Source organism: Frigoribacterium sp. CFBP 13707, from assembly GCF_014842245.1.
GTDB lineage: Bacteria > Actinomycetota > Actinomycetes > Actinomycetales > Microbacteriaceae > Frigoribacterium > Frigoribacterium endophyticum.
This window is the reverse complement of record NZ_JACYVL010000002.1, coordinates 313,601-328,472: the sequence shown is the minus strand read 5'-3', so window position 1 is coordinate 328,472 and position 14,872 is coordinate 313,601. Positions and strand designations below refer to the sequence as shown.

General features: G+C 72.2%; 14 protein-coding genes and 1 tRNA gene. 7 read left to right on the top strand and 8 right to left on the bottom strand.

Annotated elements, in window-relative coordinates; genetic code table 11:
* Window positions 1–4: 4 nt before the first annotated feature.
* The gene (locus IFT45_RS05265) at window positions 5–1,159 is read right to left on the bottom strand and encodes an SLC13 family permease (RefSeq protein ID WP_192127050.1); all 1,155 of its coding nucleotides are present in this window, start codon (window positions 1,157–1,159) and stop codon (window positions 5–7) included.
* Between the two features lie 114 nt (window positions 1,160–1,273).
* Here IFT45_RS05265 and IFT45_RS05260 point away from each other — a divergent pair, with 114 nt between their 5' ends.
* Window positions 1,274–1,453, top strand: coding sequence for a hypothetical protein (locus IFT45_RS05260; RefSeq protein ID WP_167258785.1), 180 nt, complete (start codon window positions 1,274–1,276; stop codon window positions 1,451–1,453).
* 77 nt (window positions 1,454–1,530) lie between these two features.
* On the opposite strand, the gene IFT45_RS05255 is transcribed toward IFT45_RS05260, so the two are convergent.
* Window positions 1,531–2,805, bottom strand: a complete 1,275-nt coding sequence (locus tag IFT45_RS05255) for a mechanosensitive ion channel family protein (protein ID WP_192127048.1) — start codon at window positions 2,803–2,805, stop codon at window positions 1,531–1,533.
* 61 nt (window positions 2,806–2,866) lie between these two features.
* Between IFT45_RS05255 and IFT45_RS05250 the strand changes: the two genes are divergently transcribed.
* The gene (locus tag IFT45_RS05250; protein WP_371810877.1) at window positions 2,867–3,700 is read left to right on the top strand and encodes an alpha/beta hydrolase; all 834 of its coding nucleotides are present in this window, start codon (window positions 2,867–2,869) and stop codon (window positions 3,698–3,700) included.
* Window positions 3,701–3,706: 6 nt separating this feature from the next.
* On the opposite strand, the gene IFT45_RS05245 is transcribed toward IFT45_RS05250, so the two are convergent.
* Window positions 3,707–3,946 (bottom strand): hypothetical protein, encoded by a 240-nt coding sequence (locus IFT45_RS05245; RefSeq protein ID WP_192127044.1) that lies wholly within the window; start codon window positions 3,944–3,946, stop codon window positions 3,707–3,709.
* Window positions 3,947–4,199: 253 nt separating this feature from the next.
* Between IFT45_RS05245 and IFT45_RS05240 the strand changes: the two genes are divergently transcribed.
* Together IFT45_RS05240 and IFT45_RS05235 are read left to right on the top strand one after the other, a co-directional pair.
* Window positions 4,200–5,741 carry an amino acid permease gene (locus IFT45_RS05240; protein WP_056053453.1) on the top strand — a complete coding sequence of 514 codons (1,542 nt, stop codon included), beginning with the start codon at window positions 4,200–4,202 and terminating at the stop codon, window positions 5,739–5,741.
* Window positions 5,742–5,848: 107 nt separating this feature from the next.
* Window positions 5,849–6,664, top strand: a complete 816-nt coding sequence (locus IFT45_RS05235; RefSeq protein ID WP_192127042.1) for a hypothetical protein — start codon at window positions 5,849–5,851, stop codon at window positions 6,662–6,664.
* A 318-nt stretch (window positions 6,665–6,982) separates the two neighbouring features.
* Here the strand turns inward: IFT45_RS05235 and IFT45_RS05230 are convergent.
* Window positions 6,983–7,055: transfer RNA gene (locus tag IFT45_RS05230), tRNA-Lys, on the bottom strand.
* Window positions 7,056–7,153: 98 nt separating this feature from the next.
* Here IFT45_RS05230 and bcp point away from each other — a divergent pair.
* Window positions 7,154–7,624 (top strand): thioredoxin-dependent thiol peroxidase, encoded by a 471-nt coding sequence (gene bcp, locus IFT45_RS05225; protein WP_192127040.1) that lies wholly within the window; start codon window positions 7,154–7,156, stop codon window positions 7,622–7,624.
* 81 nt (window positions 7,625–7,705) lie between these two features.
* Here bcp and IFT45_RS05220 read toward each other — a convergent pair whose 3' ends face one another.
* Window positions 7,706–8,164: a hypothetical protein gene (locus IFT45_RS05220; protein WP_255465313.1), complete on the bottom strand. Its 459-nt coding sequence runs from the start codon at window positions 8,162–8,164 to the stop codon at window positions 7,706–7,708.
* Window positions 8,165–8,333: 169 nt separating this feature from the next.
* On the opposite strand from IFT45_RS05220, the gene IFT45_RS05215 reads away from it, so the two are divergent.
* A complete protein-coding gene (locus tag IFT45_RS05215) occupies window positions 8,334–8,582 on the top strand; it encodes a WhiB family transcriptional regulator (protein ID WP_056053444.1) in 249 nt (82 codons plus the stop codon).
* Window positions 8,583–8,655: 73 nt separating this feature from the next.
* On the opposite strand, the gene IFT45_RS05210 is transcribed toward IFT45_RS05215, so the two are convergent.
* Complete coding sequence (locus tag IFT45_RS05210; RefSeq protein ID WP_056053441.1) at window positions 8,656–10,149, bottom strand: sensor histidine kinase; 1,494 nt, start codon at window positions 10,147–10,149, stop codon at window positions 8,656–8,658.
* Between the two features lie 174 nt (window positions 10,150–10,323).
* On the opposite strand from IFT45_RS05210, the gene IFT45_RS05205 reads away from it, so the two are divergent.
* Window positions 10,324–10,875, top strand: a complete 552-nt coding sequence (locus IFT45_RS05205; protein ID WP_192127038.1) for an Rv3235 family protein — start codon at window positions 10,324–10,326, stop codon at window positions 10,873–10,875.
* Window positions 10,876–11,012: 137 nt separating this feature from the next.
* On the opposite strand, the gene secA is transcribed toward IFT45_RS05205, so the two are convergent.
* Window positions 11,013–13,844, bottom strand: a complete 2,832-nt coding sequence (gene secA / locus IFT45_RS05200) for a preprotein translocase subunit SecA (RefSeq protein ID WP_185231986.1) — start codon at window positions 13,842–13,844, stop codon at window positions 11,013–11,015.
* Window positions 13,845–14,048: 204 nt separating this feature from the next.
* Entirely contained in the window at window positions 14,049–14,762 is a 714-nt protein-coding gene (gene hpf, locus IFT45_RS05195) for a ribosome hibernation-promoting factor, HPF/YfiA family (RefSeq protein ID WP_192127036.1), read from the bottom strand.
* Between the last annotated feature and the right edge of the window lie 110 nt (window positions 14,763–14,872).

The window sequence follows — 14,872 nt, the reverse complement described above, 5'->3', positions numbered from 1 at the left end:
TCGGTCAGGCGACCAGCACGGTCGCGACCACCGCGAGCGGCACCGCCACCACCGCGACGACGAGGCCGCCGAGCACGATGCGCCCCCAGGCGACCTCGACGCCCATCGACGTCAGCCGGCCGTGCCAGAGCAGCGTGGCCAGCGAGGCCCAGGGCGCGACGAGGCAGCCGATGTTGACGCCGATCAGCACGGCGACGAGCCGCAGCGGCGACCCGGCGACCGGCTCGAGCGCGAGGTAGGCCGGCAGGTTGTTGGCGACGTTCGCCGCGACCGCGCTGCCGCCGGCGAGGCGCAGCAGGTCGGGCAGGCCCTCGCCCGACCCGACCAGGGCGGCGAGCGCGTCGGCGAGCCCGAGCGAGTGGGCCGCCTCGACGACGACGAACAGGCCGCTCGCGAAGACGAGCGTGCCCCAGGGCACAAGGCCGATCCGCAGCACGGACGGACGGCGGACGGCGGTGGCGACGACGAGCACGAGCGCGGCGGCCGCGGCGGGGATCCAGACCTCCACGCCCGACACCAGGGCGGGGACGAGCAGGGCCACGGCGGCGGCGGCGACGCCGAACAGGACGCGGTCGGCCGGGGCCTCCGCGGCGGGCGGATCGAAGCGGCCGCGGAGCTCGCGGCGGTAGCGGAGCCCGACGGCGGCGACGGGCACGACGGCGCCGACGACGGCGGCCGGGGCGACGAGCGCCGCGAAGCTCAGGGGCGACGGCGAGCCGAGGGCGTCGAGCGCGAGGAGGTTCGTGAGGTTCGACACGGGCAGCAGCATCGAGCCGGTGTTCGCGAGCCAGACCGTGGTCAGGGCGAAGGGCAGGGGCGGCAGGCCCACGCGCCGGGCGATCAGCACGACCACGGGCGTGAGCAGCACGGCCGTGGTGTCGAGCGACAGGAAGACCGTGCAGACGAGGGCGAGCACGACCACCGCGGCCCAGAGCACGACGACGCGGCCTCGGGCGGCACGGGCGGCGACCCCGGCCAGCCAGGAGAACAGCCCGGCCTCGGCGGCGAGCTCGGAGACGACGGTCAGGGCGACGACGAAGCCGAGCACCGGGGCGACCCGCTCGACGAGCGCCAGCAGCTCGTCTCCGGTGAGGACCCCGGCGACGAGGGCGACGGCCCCGACGACGAGCAGGACTGCTCCCAGGACGGCTGTGCGCACGGGTCTCCTCGGGCGGGACGGGCACGGCACGGGCGCCGGGCAGCTCACCATACACAGCCGTGCCCCTGAGGGCGCCCCCGGGTAGCGTGGAGCCACCGACCACAGGAGAGACCAGTGCGCAAATTCCTTTTCAACGGGGCCATCATCAGCTCCGCCTTCTCGGGCCTCAGCCTCATCAAGAGCCTCGCCGCGGGGCCCCGCGACTGGCGCCTGCTGCTCACCGCCGTGGCTTGGGCGGCCACGACGGCGATCGCGGTGGGCAACGTCGTCGAGGCCGCGAAGTCCGACGACTGAGAGCCCCCGACACGACGAAGGAGGCGCGCCCCGGGTGACCGGGGCGCGCCTCCTTCGTCGTTCGGGCGCCGAGGGGCCTAGCGGTCGGGGCGCCCGTCGCCCCGGCCGTCGGGCCGACCGGCGACGTGCGGGTCGTGCTCGGCCTCGGCGCCGAGGGACGAGGCGTAGGGCCGGGGCGCGGGGTCGGCGTCGTGGACGATCGGGATCGGGATGGCCTGCGTGAAGAGGGCGGTGCGCTCGCTGTCGGCGTTCTCGCCGGTGAAGAGCCCGCCGGAGCCGGAGCTCGACGCGGCCGGGCGCCGCGGGCGGACGGGCTCGGCGTCGACCATCTGCACGCGGCTGCGCGGCACGCCCTCGGGGGCCTGGGCGTGCAGCCACGTGACGAGGTCCTCCCGGACGAGGCAGCGGAGGTCGAAGAGCGTGCCGGCGTCCTTCGCCGTCACGAGGACCCGCACGCGGACGTAGCCGCCCGTGGCGTCGGTCACCTGCAGCACCTTCGTGCGGCCGTCCCAGAGGTCGGTGCCCGCGAGGATCCGGTCGAGCTCGGCGCGCATGGCCCCCGTGTCGACGCGCCAGTCGAGGTCGAGCTCGACGGCGCCGAGCAGCTCGCTGGTGCGTCGGGTCCAGTTCTCGAAGGGCGTCGTCGTGAAGTAGGTCGACGGCAGCACGAGCCTCCGGTCGTCCCAGATGTGCACGACGACGTACGACAGCGTGATCTCCTCGATCAGGCCCCACTGCCCCTCGACCACCACCACGTCGTCGATGCGGATGGCGTCCGAGAACGCGAGCTGGATGCCCGCGAAGACGTTCGCGAGGGTCGACTGCGCGGCCAGGCCCGCCACGACCGAGACGAGGCCGGCGCTGGCCAGCACGCTCGCGCCGACCGCCTCGACGCCGGGGAACCCGAGCAGCACGGCGCCGAGGGCCAGGACGACGACGACCACCATGGTGAGGCGGCGGAGGATGAGCACCTGCGTGCGGACGCGCCGGGCGACCCGGTTGTCGGGGGTGTCGACCCGGTAGCGGGCCAGCCCGAGGTCCTCGAAGAAGATCGCGAGCGCGCCGACGAACCAGGCCACGACGACGATGACCGCGCACCGGAACAGCTGCGAGACCGCCTCCTGGCCCGGCCAGGGCGTGCCGAACATGGCGTCGAACGAGGTGCGGAGCGCGATCGTCATCAGCACGACGAGCAGCGTCCACCGGAACGGCCGGCGCATGCGGGCGACGAAGGCGGCCGCCCACTCCTTCCGCTTCGCGACGAATCCGAACACCCAGCCGACGACGGCGGAGACGACGAAGGTGAGCACGACGGCGGCGGCCACCGAGATGACGAGCTGTATCCAAGGCATCCGTCCACCCTGTCGGACGCTCACCGGCGAGGTCCAGGCGGCCACCCGTCACACTGAGACCGTGAGACAACGCACAGCTTCCCGTCACGACGCCGCCACGCCCTCGACCCCGGCCGGACACCGCGGCCGGGGGCGACGGGTCGCGAAGGCGATCGGCCTCGGGGCGTTCGCCGTCGTCGTGCTGGTGGCGGTGGGCTTCTTCACGTGGGCGAAGCTGCCCATGTCGGCCACCGCCTCCTCGCTCCGGGCCGTGGCCGACGACCCGCGGGTCGCCGTCACCGACCGCCCCGACCTCGTCGTCATGCGCCCCGCGCAGACCGAGGCCCTCGACCAGGGCCTCGTCTTCGTCGCCGGCGCCCGCGTCGACCCGCAGGCGTACGAGGAGGTGCTCTCCGGGCTGGTCGCGACCGGCGTCACCGTGGTGATCGAGCGCCCCGTGCTCGGCTTCGGCCTCTTCGACTGGCGGGGCCTCGACCACTTCACGGCCGCGGCCCCCGAGGTGACGAACTGGGCGGTGGGCGGGCACTCGCTCGGCGGGGTGCGCGCCTGCGGCTACGCGGCGGACGACCCCTCGGTCGACGGCCTCGTGCTGTTCGGCTCGTACTGCGCGACGACCGACCTCTCGGGCGACGACGACCTGCCCGTGCTGAGCCTCTCCGGCAGCGACGACGGCCTCAGCACGCCCGACGACGTCGAGCGGTACCGCGACATGCTGCCGGCCGACGCGACGATGGTCGAGATCGACGGCTCGAGCCACGCCCAGTTCGGCTCCTACGGCGAGCAGTCGGGCGACGGCACGCCCGCCCTGACCGACGAGGAGGCGCGGGCCAGGATCGACACGGAGCTCACCTCGTTCTTCGCGACCGTGGGCGACGGCGCGCCCGCGGGCGGCTGACCCGGGTCAGACCGAGCGCTTGCGGAGGCGGAGCGCCTCGAGGGCGAGGCCCTGGCTGATGTAGCGGCCGAGCTCGTCGGCCCAGCGCGGGTCGGTGCCGCGGAGGGCCACGTAGGAGTCGCGGTCGGACCTCACGAAGCCGAGCACGCGGTCGGGGGTCGAGACCTGGACGAGGTCGGGGGCGACCGACCGGGTGAGGATGCGGGCGCTGCGACGGAGGGGCTCGATGCTGGTCGTCGTGCTCACGGGTGGTGCCTTCCTACGGCTCGGGCGCTGCCCGGCTCGGTGGTGCGGATCGTTCGGCGCCGCCCCCGGTGGGGGACGACCAGGAGTGACGCTACCCGCGCCTCCCCCTCGGGGCCCTGGTGTTCCGCTGTGCGTCGTCGGTGGTCTCTCTGAGGTGACCCCGGGAGCGGGGTACACGGCGGCTCCACGACCGTCGACCCGGCCCGACGTCACGGACGTGCAGGGGGCGTACGTCACGCTCTAGGGTCGATATATGACCACTCCCCGCGACCACGACGGCGACTCCACGACCGAGCACGTCCCGCAGGACTTCAGCCACGAGCAGGCCGGGTTCCAGCACGGGCTGAAGCCCCGGCAGCTGCAGATGATCGCGATCGGGGGCGCCATCGGGACGGGGCTCTTCCTCGGAGCCGGCGGCCGCCTCGCCAACGCCGGCCCGGCCCTGGCCGTCGTGTTCGCGATCTGCGGCGTGTTCGCCTTCTTCATCCTCCGGGCCCTCGGCGAGCTGGTCCTGCACCGTCCGTCGTCGGGGTCGTTCGTGTCGTACGCCCGCGAGTTCTTCGGCGAGAAGGCGGCCTACGCGGCGGGGTGGATGTACTTCCTCAACTGGGCGATGACGGCCATCGTCGACGTCACGGCGGTGGCCCTCTACCTGCACTACTGGAGCGCGTTCACGTCGGCGCCCGACTGGCTGCTGGCGCTCGTCGCCCTCGCGGTGGTGCTCTCGGTCAACCTCCTGGCGGTCAAGGTCTTCGGCGAGATGGAGTTCTGGTTCGCGATCATCAAGGTCGCGGCGCTCGTGGTCTTCCTGGTCGTCGGGGTCGTCTGGCTCGCCGCCTCCTTCCCCGTCACGAACGGCGGCGAGGCCGTCGACACGGGCTGGTCGGTGATCGCCGCCAGCGGCCTGCTGCCGAACGGCCTGCTGCCCGCCGTCATCGTCGTGCAGGGCGTGGTGTTCGCGTACGCGGCCATCGAGCTGGTCGGCACGGCGTCAGGCGAGACCCAGCACCCGGAGAAGGTGGTGCCCCGCGCCATCAACACCGTCATCATCCGCATCGCCGTCTTCTACGTCGGCTCGCTCGTGCTGCTGTCGCTGCTGCTCCCGTTCACGGCCTACCGGGCCGGCGAGAGCCCGTTCGTCACGTTCTTCAGCAGCATCGGCTCCCCCGAGATCGGCGAGGTCGCCGGCTCGATCATGAACTTCGTCGTCGTCACGGCCGCGCTCTCGAGCCTCAACGCGGGCCTCTACTCGACGGGTCGCGTGCTGCACTCGATGGGCATGAACGGCTCCGCACCGAAGTTCACGACCGTCATGTCGAAGGGCGGCGTGCCGTTCGGCGGCATCCTCCTGACCGCCGGCATCACCCTGCTGGGCGTCGGCCTGAACGCCGTCGTCGGCGCGAGCGCGGCCTTCGAGATCGTGCTCAACATCGCCTCGCTCGGCATCCTGACCGCGTGGGGCACGATCATCCTCTGCCAGATGCGGCTGCGGCAGTGGGCGCGGCAGGGCAAGGCGAAGGAGCCCTCGTTCCGGCTGCCGGGCGCGCCGGTCACCAGTTGGCTGACGCTCGCCTTCCTGGTCGCCGTCCTCGTGCTGATGGCCATCGACTGGCCGATCGGGTCGCTCACGGTGGCGTCGCTCGTGCTGATCATCCCGCTGCTCGTGCTGGGCTGGTACCTGCAGCGTGACCGCATCCTCGCCGCCGCCCGCCTCCGCGAGGGCATGACCGGGCCGTACCCGGTGACCGGGCGCGACGCGGCTGCGCAGCACCCGCGCGACGACGACGGGGCCTGAGGGCCGGCACGCCGTTCCCCCACGGGGCAGCCCTCCTGCGGCGGCCCTCGTCCCCCTCCTCCCCCAGGATGACGACACCGACGGTCCGGTCGCCCTACCGTCGTCCCGTGACCGAGACCACGCAGGGCCGCCTGATCGATCCCGTCGAGTCGACGCTGGTCTCGCCCGGGTCGGGCGTCGTCGAGGGCCTGCTCGCGCGGACGACGTCGGTGCGCGACGGGGCGGCGACGGTCGCCCTGGCCACCGGCACGGGCTGGTCGCTGGTGCACGCGGTCACGACGTCGTGGGGGCCGTTCCTCCGGGAGCGCGCGCTGCAGCACGAGCTCAGCCACTTCGGGCCCTTCCTCGACCCCGGGGTCGTCCTGGCGCTGCTGTGGGTCGCCGCCGTGGCGGTCGGCCTCGCCGGCCGGTGGGGCATCGCGCGAGGCTGGCTGGCCGTCTCCCTGCTGCTCTGCCTCGTGCTGCCCGTCACGGGCCGTGACGGCTTCGACCTGGGCTGGGACGGCCCGACGAGCACGACGCTGGGGTTCGTCGGAGCCTGCGCGATCGTGGCGATGGTCGGCACGCCGCGGTCACCCCGGCTCGTCGTCGGGGGCAGCGTCGCCGTCGCGGTCCTCACCGCCGCCGTCGCCCTCTCCCACGGCCTCGGCCAGACCGCCCGCGGCTGGTTCTGGTCCGGCCCGCTCCAGGCCGCCACGCTCCTCCTGCTGATGCTCGCGGCCCTCCTCGCGGCGGTCGTCCTCGCCCGTCGTCGCCGCGCCACCGCGGCCGCCGTCGTCGTCGTCTCGCTCGTCCCGTGGGCCGCCGTCTACGCCGTCGACGTCCTCGCCGCCTCCCAGGACCCGGCGTCACCCCTCCCCACCGCTCTCCTCGCCGCAGCTCTCCCCCTGGCGGCCCTCCTCACCCCCCGCCCCGCCCCCTGACCCGCGCAGGGCCCGGCCGCCCCCGGAACGAGCGAAGCGACGTTCCCCCCGCTCAGGCGCGCGAAACGCCGCCGCCCCGGAACGAGCGAAACGACGTTCCCCCCGCTCAGGCGCGCGAAGCGCCGCCGCCCCGGAACGAGCGAAGCGACGTTCCACCCCGGCGCGCGCAGCGCCGCCGCCCCGAGCCACAGCGACCTGGCGGGTCAGACCCCCGCCCCGCCCGACGACGAGCCGCGTGTCCGCGGAGCGGACAGAAGCGTGGAACGCGAGATCCCCCGCTGCCCAGCGAAGCGGGCACACGGGGGATCAGATATCGCGTGCACCCCCTCGGACTTGAACCGAGAACCCACTGATTAAGAGTCAGTTGCTCTGCCAATTGAGCTAGAGGTGCGTGCTGCGGGACGTTCCGCAACGAGGAATGACTCTAGCATGTCCGAAGACCCCCTGAGAACCACCGGCACGCCCGTCGTGCCGCGAGATCGGAGAAGCATGTCCACCACGCTCGAGAAGGGCGCTCCGGCGCCGTCGTTCACCCTGCCCGACGAGTCGGGTGCGCCGGTGTCGTTGTCCGACTTCGCGGGGCGCCGGGTGATCGTGTACTTCTACCCGGCGGCGTCGACGCCGGGCTGCACGACGGAGGCCTGCGACTTCCGCGACAACCTGAACTCGCTCGCCTCGGCGGGCTACCAGGTGCTCGGGGTGTCGAAGGACGAGCCGGAGGCGCTGCGCCGGTTCAAGGACGAGCAGGGCCTGACCTTCCCGCTGCTGAGCGACCCGGGGCTGACCGTGCACCAGGCGTACGGCGCCTACGGGGAGAAGAACAGCTACGGCCGGGTCGTCACGGGCACGATCCGTTCGACGTTCGTGGTCGACGAGGACGGTGCGGTCGAGCTGCCGCTGTACAACGTGAAGGCGACGGGCCACGTGGCGATGCTCCGCCGGAAGCTCGGCATCGACTGACCGACGGCCGCGTCCCATGACGAGGCCCCGTCCGCGACCGCGGGCGGGGCCTCGCGTCGTCAGCACGCGTGCGGGGGCGCGTCAATACGCGTGCGGGGGCGCCTCGTCGCGGATGGACGTCTGGGCGACCACGCTCGGCACGAGCAGCAGGACGACCACGACCACCGCGGGCACGATCAGCCAGAGGCCGACCGCGGCGTTCGCGAAGACCCCCTGGAGGCTGCCGACGCCGACGGCGATCTGGAGCACCTGCCAGACGATCGCCGCCCCTCGGATCCAGGCCCGGCCGCGCAGCACCCCGACGACGACGGCCCCCAGCCAGACGGTGGCCAGGAGGGTGAGGACGAGGATCGCGGTGGCCGAGGCGTAGGAGTCGGGGCGCACGGTGACGAGCTCGATCAGCAGGTAGGCGGTCGCCACCCCGAGCAGGGCCGTCTCGGCGGAGAGCAGCAGGACGAGCAGCCAGAGGAGAGCGCTCCGCCGCGGCCTCGCGGACAGTTCTGTCTCGTCGTCGGGCTCGGTGTCGCGGGCGTCGGTCACGCTGGGGCCTCCATGAAAATCCTTGATCTGGCTCCCCCAGTATGCGAGCATATTCGAGGTCGAAGTGACGGGCACATGGTGGTGCGCGCCTCCCGAATTCTCATCTTTCCCCCATCCGGAACCTGGTGCTTCGACGCGCCGGTCCAGCATTTAAAAGGAGTACCCATCGATGGATTGGCGTGACAAAGCCGCGTGCCTGACAGCTGACCCCGAGCTGTTCTTCCCGGTCGGCAACACCGGCCCGGCCGTCGACCAGATCGACAAGGCGAAGAGCGTCTGCGGTCGCTGCACCGTCACCGAGACCTGCCTGCAGTACGCCCTCGAGACCAGTCAGGACTCGGGCGTCTGGGGCGGCCTCAGCGAGGACGAGCGCCGTGCGCTGAAGCGCCGCGCCGCTCGCGCCCGCCGCGCCAGCTGACCGCTCAGCACAGCACGCACGACGAAGCCGGCCCCCGAGGGGGCCGGCTTCTTCGTGCGTGGGGCTGGGCGCGCTAAGCCTGGGTGAGCCACCGGAACGGGATCTCGATGGTGACCTCGGTGCCGCTGCCGACCAGCGTGTGCCAGTCGATGGTCCCGCCGAGCTCGCCCTGGATCAGGGTGCGGACGATCTGCGTGCCGAGGCCCGAGCCGACCTTGCCCTCGGGCAGGCCCACACCGTTGTCGCGCACCTTCACGGTGAGCTGCTCGTCGTCGCGCTCGGCGACGATCTCGACCTCCCCGTCGCGGCCGTCGAGGCCGTGCTCGACCGCGTTGGTGACCAGCTCGGTGAGCGCGAGGGCGAGCGGGGTCGCGTACTCGCTCGGCAACGCGCCGAAGCTGCCCGTCAGAGTCGGCCTCACCGTCGTGTTGTGGCTCGAGGCGACCTCCGCGATGAGCATGAGCACGCGGTCGAAGACGGTGTCGAAGTCGACGTTCTGGCTGAGGCCCTCGGAGAGGGTGTCGTGCACCACCGCGATCGACGCGACCCGTCGCATGGCCTGGGTCAGCGCCTCGCGCGCGACGTCGGTCCGGGTGCGGCGGGCCTGGATGCGGAGCAGCGAGGCCACCGTCTGCAGGTTGTTCTTGACCCGGTGGTGGATCTCACGGATCGTGGCGTCCTTCGTGATGAGCTCGCGCTCCTGGTGGCGCAGCTCGGTCACGTCGCGGCAGAGCACGATGGCCCCGACCCGCTCGCCCCGGTCACGGAGCGGGATCGCCCGGAGCGACACGGTGACGCCGCGGGCCTCGATGTCCGTCCGCCACGGCGCGCGGCCGGTGACCACGAGCGGCAACGACTCGTCGATGACGAGCTTGCCCTGCAGCAGCCCGGTGGTGACCTCGGCCAGCGACTCCCCCTCGAGCTCGCCGGCGAACCCCATCCGGTTGAAGGCCGAGAGGCCGTTGGGGCTGGCGAAGGTCACGAGGCCGTCGACGTCGAGGCGCAGCAGGCCGTCGGAGGCGCGGGGGGCACCGCGACGCGGCCCGGTCGGTGCCCCGAGGTCGGGGAAGTCGCCGGCCGCGATCATCGAGAAGAGGTCGTTGGAGCACTGGTTGAAGGTCAGCTCCTGGCGGCTGGGGGTCCGCGCCTCGCTGAGGTTGGTGTGGCGGGTGATGACCGCGATGGGAGCGTCGGTGACGTCGGGGCGGCTCGCCCCGAGGCGACGGAGCACAGGGACGGCGCGGACCCGCGTCGGGGTCTCCTCGTACCAGTCGGGCGCGGCCGAGTCGACGATGCGGGTCGTGGTGAAGGCCTGCTCGATCTGCGTGCGCCACTCCGGGCGGACCTCCTGGCCGACGAAGTCCCGGTAGAACAGCGTCGCCGAGCTCGACGGGCGAGCGTGGGCGACGGCGACGAAGCTGTCGCCCTCCGTGGGCACCCAGAGCACCATGTCGGCGAACGCGAGGTCCGCGAGCAGCTGCCAGTCGCCGACGAGGAGATGGAGCCACTCGACGTCCGCCTCGGTGGAGCGGCCCTGGGCGAGAACGAGATCACTGAGCGTCGACACCGCCCCAGTCTAGGTCGACGTGCGAGAGGGCCCCTGCCCCTCCCCTGCCGGTGGGCAGACCCGATTGTCCACAGGCCGGCCACGGCCCTGTCGTGACATGGAGGACATGTCATATGTTGAACGCGAGTAGTCACCGAAACGACGACGAAGTCCCCCGACGAAAGTCCGAGCCTGATGCCCGTCCCTGCCGTGGCCGCCGCCACCGATCCCGTCCCGGACGACGAGCGGGCCGATGCAGGAGGCCGCCGCCTCCACGCCGTCACCGGCACCGAGCACGCGCCGGTCACGACGACCGACGCGACGCCCGAGGCTCCCCCGGCACCGCGCCTCCTGCACGCCGTGGACGACGCCCCTGCGGCCGCCCGTGGTCCCGTGGCGCCGCCCAGCCTGCCCGACGCCGCGGTCGCCGCGGAGGGCCTGGCACGGTGCGTCCTCGAGATCCTGGCCGGTGCACGCGACCTCGACCAGGTCTCCCGGTGGGTGAACGGCGAAGTGTGGGCCGTGCTGCAGAAACGGGTCCGACTCGCCGCCCGCGCCCGCGAGGCGAGCGGCGTCCGGAGCCAACGGCCCGTGTTCCGGGTGGGCCGTGTCCACGTCAGCGAACCCGCCCCGGGGGTCGCCGAGACGGTCGTCGTCGTGCACGGGCGCGCCCGGACCAGGTCGGTGGCCATCCGTCTCGAGACGACCGGCCGCCGGTGGCGCGCGACGGCCCTCCACGTGCTCTGACCGCGACGCCCCGGCAGCACGGCCGGGGCCCCGTTCCGAGACGACGAGAGCCCGGACGACGGTCAGCCCGGACGACGAGGGAGGCCGGGCGCGGACCTCGCGGTCCGTGCCCGGCCTCCCTCGTCGTCACCGGCGGGTCAGGACTTCTTGCCGGCCGCTCGTCGCTCGGCCCGGTTGACCGGCGCGGCGGCGGAGCCCCCGGTCGGCTGCCCGAAGGCGCCCTTGCCGGCCGGGGCGCCGGTGCCGCTGGTCGTCCGCGCGGCGGCGACGTCGGGGCCGTCGCCCTGCTCCGCGTCGTCCTGCGCCTTCTGGGCCTTGGCGGTCGCCGCCTGCTCGAGCCGGCCCTTCTGGTCGCGGACCTCGACCTCGCCCGCGATGTTCGGGGCGGAGTACTCGAGCTTCGGCTGCGCCTTCTCGGGCTCGAGGCCCTTGGCGGCGATCACCGGCGCCTCGGCGGCGCCGACCTGGCCCTGCACCTCGACCTCGAGGTTGAACAGGAACCCGACCGACTCCTCGCGGATCTGGCCCATCATGCTCTGGAAGAGCGCGTAGCCCTCACGCTGGTACTCGACCAACGGGTCACGCTGTGCCATCGCCCGCAGGCCGATGCCGTCCTTCAGGTAGTCCATCTCGTACAGGTGGTCGCGCCAGCGGCGGTCGATCACGGAGAGGACGACCCGTCGCTCGAGCTCGCGCATCGCGGCCTCGCCCAGCGTCGACTCGCGCTCGGCGTAGGCGACCTTCGCGTCGGAGAGGATCTCCTGGCCCAGGAACTGCCTCGTCGCCTTGCCCTTGGAGCCGGCCTCGGTGATGACCTCGTCGATGGTGATCGAGATCGGGTACAGGGTGCGCAGCTCCGTCCAGAGCGCGTCCAGGTCCCAGTCGTCGGGGCTGCCGTCTCCGGTGTGCTGGTCGATGACCTCGTCGACCACGGCCTCCAGGAAGGCGCTGGCCCGGTCGGCCAGGTCGTCGCCCTCGAGGATGTGGCGGCGGTCGCCGTAGATGGCCTCGCGCTGGCGGTTGAGGACGTCGTCGTACTTCAGGACGTTCTTGCGGATCTCGGCGTTGCGCGACTCGACCTGCGACTGGGCGGAGCGGATGGCCCGGCCCACGATCTTGTTCTCGATGGCCAGGTCGTCGGGCACGTTGCCGCGGCCCATCAGCGACTCCGCCGCCCCCGAGTTGAACAGGCGCATCAGGTCGTCGGTGAGCGAGAGGTAGAACCGGCTCTCGCCCGGGTCGCCCTGACGCCCGCTGCGCCCGCGGAGCTGGTTGTCGATGCGCCGCGACTCGTGGCGCTCGGTGCCGAGCACGTAGAGCCCGCCCGCCTCGACGACCTTCTCGGCCTGCTCGGCGACCTCGGCCTTCTTGGCGGCGAAGACGTCGTCCCAGGCGGCCTCGTACTCGTCGGGGGTGTCGACCGGGCTGAGGCCACGGCCGTTCATCTCGGCGACGGCGAGGAACTCGGCGTTGCCGCCGAGCATGATGTCGGTGCCTCGACCGGCCATGTTGGTGGCGACGGTCACGGCGCCGACGCGACCGGCCTGCGCGACGATGGCGGCCTCGCGAGCGTGGTTCTTCGCGTTGAGGACCTCGTGGCGGACGCCCTTCTTGGCCAGCAGGCGCGACAGGTACTCGCTCTTCTCGACGCTGGTGGTGCCGACGAGGACGGGCTGGCCCGCCTCGTGGCGCTCGACGATGTCCTCCACGACCTGGTCGAACTTCGCCGTCTCGTTCTTGTAGACGAGGTCGGTCTGGTCGATCCGCTTCATCGGCTTGTTGGTCGGGATGGGCACGACGCCGAGCTTGTACGTGCTCATGAACTCGGCGGCCTCGGTCTCGGCCGTGCCGGTCATGCCGGAGAGCTTGCCGTAGAGGCGGAAGTAGTTCTGCAGGGTGACGGTCGCGAGGGTCTGGTTCTCGGCCTTGACCTCGACGCCCTCCTTGGCCTCGATGGCCTGGTGGATGCCCTCGTTGTACCGGCGGCCGCTCAGGATGCGACCCGTGTGCTCGTCGACGATGAGGACCTCGCCGTTGATGACGACGTAGTCCTTGTCGCGCTTGAACAGGGCGTCGGCCTTGATCGCGTTGTTGAGGAAGGAGATCAGCGGCGTGTTCGCCGACTCGTAGAGGTTGTCGATGCCGAGGTAGTCCTCGACCTTCTCGATGCCGGGCTCGAGCACGCCGACGGTGCGCTTCTTCTCGTCGACCTCGAAGTCGGTGCCGGCCACGAGGCGGCGCGCGATCGTCGCGAACTCCGCGAACCAGCGGTTCGCCTCGCCCGAGGCAGGGCCGGAGATGATGAGCGGCGTGCGGGCCTCGTCGATGAGGATCGAGTCGACCTCGTCGACGATCGCGAAGAAGTGGCCGCGCTGCACCATGTCGGAGGCCTGCCACGCCATGTTGTCGCGCAGGTAGTCGAAGCCGAACTCGTTGTTCGTGCCGTACGTGATGTCGGCGGCATACTGCTCCCGGCGCTCGGCCGGGGTCTGGCCCGCGAGGATGCAGCCGGTCGTCATGCCGAGGGCGCGGAAGACGCGGCCCATCAGCTCGGACTGGTAGCTCGCGAGGAAGTCGTTGACCGTGATGACGTGCACGCCGCGCGACGCGATGGCGTTGAGGTACGCGGCGGTGGTCGCGACGAGGGTCTTGCCCTCACCGGTCTTCATCTCGGCGATGTTGCCGAGGTGGAGGGCTGCACCGCCCATCAGCTGCACGTCGAAGTGGCGCATGCCGAGGGTCCGCTTCGAGGCCTCCCGCACGGCGGCGAACGCCTCGGGCAGCAGGTCGTCGAGCGACTCGCCGTTGCCGTACCGCTCGCGGAGCTCGGTGGTCTCGGCGCGCAGCTCGTCGTCGGTCAGCGTGCTGAAGTCGTCCTCAAGCTCGTTGACGGCGTTCGCGTACGCCTTGAGGCGGCGGAGGATGCGGCCCTCGCCGACGCGGAGGACCCTCTCGAGGACGTTGGCCACTGGTGACTCCCTGGATCTGAGACTCGGTCGGGCAGGCGGCGGAGCCGCGTGCCCCGGGGGCGGCTGGTGACGCCAGCCCGTGAGGAGGCCCGGTTGGACCAGCTCGGATGGTAGCAAGCCTAGCGGCCACGGCCCTGGACGCGGGGAGGAGCGGTCTGCTCCCCCGCGCCCGGACCGTGGCCGCGGGCCCCGGGGCGGACCGGGTCAGGCGACGACGCCGGCGCGGGCCTGCGTGGCGGCCTCCTGCAGCTCGCTCGCGCTCTGGTCGAGCCCGATCACGCCGTAGTCCCAGCCCTTGCGCCGGTAGACGACGCTCGGGCGCTCGGTCTCGGCGTCGATGAAGAGGTAGAAGTCGTGCCCCACCAGCTCCATGTAGTAGAGCGCGTCGTCGACGGTCATCGGCGTCGACGCGAACACCTTGCTGCGGATGACGACGGGGCAGTAGTCGTCCTCCTGCTCCTCGTCCGAGGGCGCCTCGTCGTCGGCGACGACCGTCGCGATCGAGCCGGTGCGCACGGCGTCCAGGGTCTCGGCGGCGGCGGGCGTGACGTCGATGCCGCTGAAGTCCGCTCCGGAGGCCTCACGGAGCGACGTCGGTCGGTGCTGGCCCCGGTGGACCTTCTGCCGGTCCTTCGCGCGCCGCACCCGCTCGAGCATCCTGGCGATGGCCAGGTCGAAGGCGACGTACTTGTCGCTCCCGGTCGACTCGGCCCGCACGAGCGGCCCGGGGCCGATCAGCGTGAGCTCGACCCGGTCGTCGCCGGCCTGGCCGCTCGACTTCTCGTGGTGCCGCGAGACCTTGATCTCGAGGGCGAGCGCCTTCGTGGCGAGCTGCGCCACCTTGTCGGCCTTGTCAGTGGCGTAGTCGCGGAAACGATCGGTGATGCCGACGTTTCGACCCGTGACGGAAATTTCCATGACGACCTCCTCTGGCTATCGACGTGCCGCCTGTCAGCCAGGCGGATGTCCTTTCACGCCTTTTGCCCACCGTAGCCAGGTGGACCCCCGCCTGTCACCTCCCGGCCACC

Coding starts and splice junctions, on each gene's coding strand:
- IFT45_RS05255 (WP_192127048.1), bottom strand. CDS start 2,805: ATGCCTTGGATACAGCTCGTCATCTCGGTGGCCGCCGCCGTCGTGCTC.
- bcp (WP_192127040.1), top strand. CDS start 7,154: ATGTCCACCACGCTCGAGAAGGGCGCTCCGGCGCCGTCGTTCACCCTG.
- IFT45_RS05240 (WP_056053453.1), top strand. CDS start 4,200: ATGACCACTCCCCGCGACCACGACGGCGACTCCACGACCGAGCACGTC.
- IFT45_RS05215 (WP_056053444.1), top strand. CDS start 8,334: ATGGATTGGCGTGACAAAGCCGCGTGCCTGACAGCTGACCCCGAGCTG.
- hpf (WP_192127036.1), bottom strand. CDS start 14,762: ATGGAAATTTCCGTCACGGGTCGAAACGTCGGCATCACCGATCGTTTC.
- IFT45_RS05205 (WP_192127038.1), top strand. CDS start 10,324: ATGCCCGTCCCTGCCGTGGCCGCCGCCACCGATCCCGTCCCGGACGAC.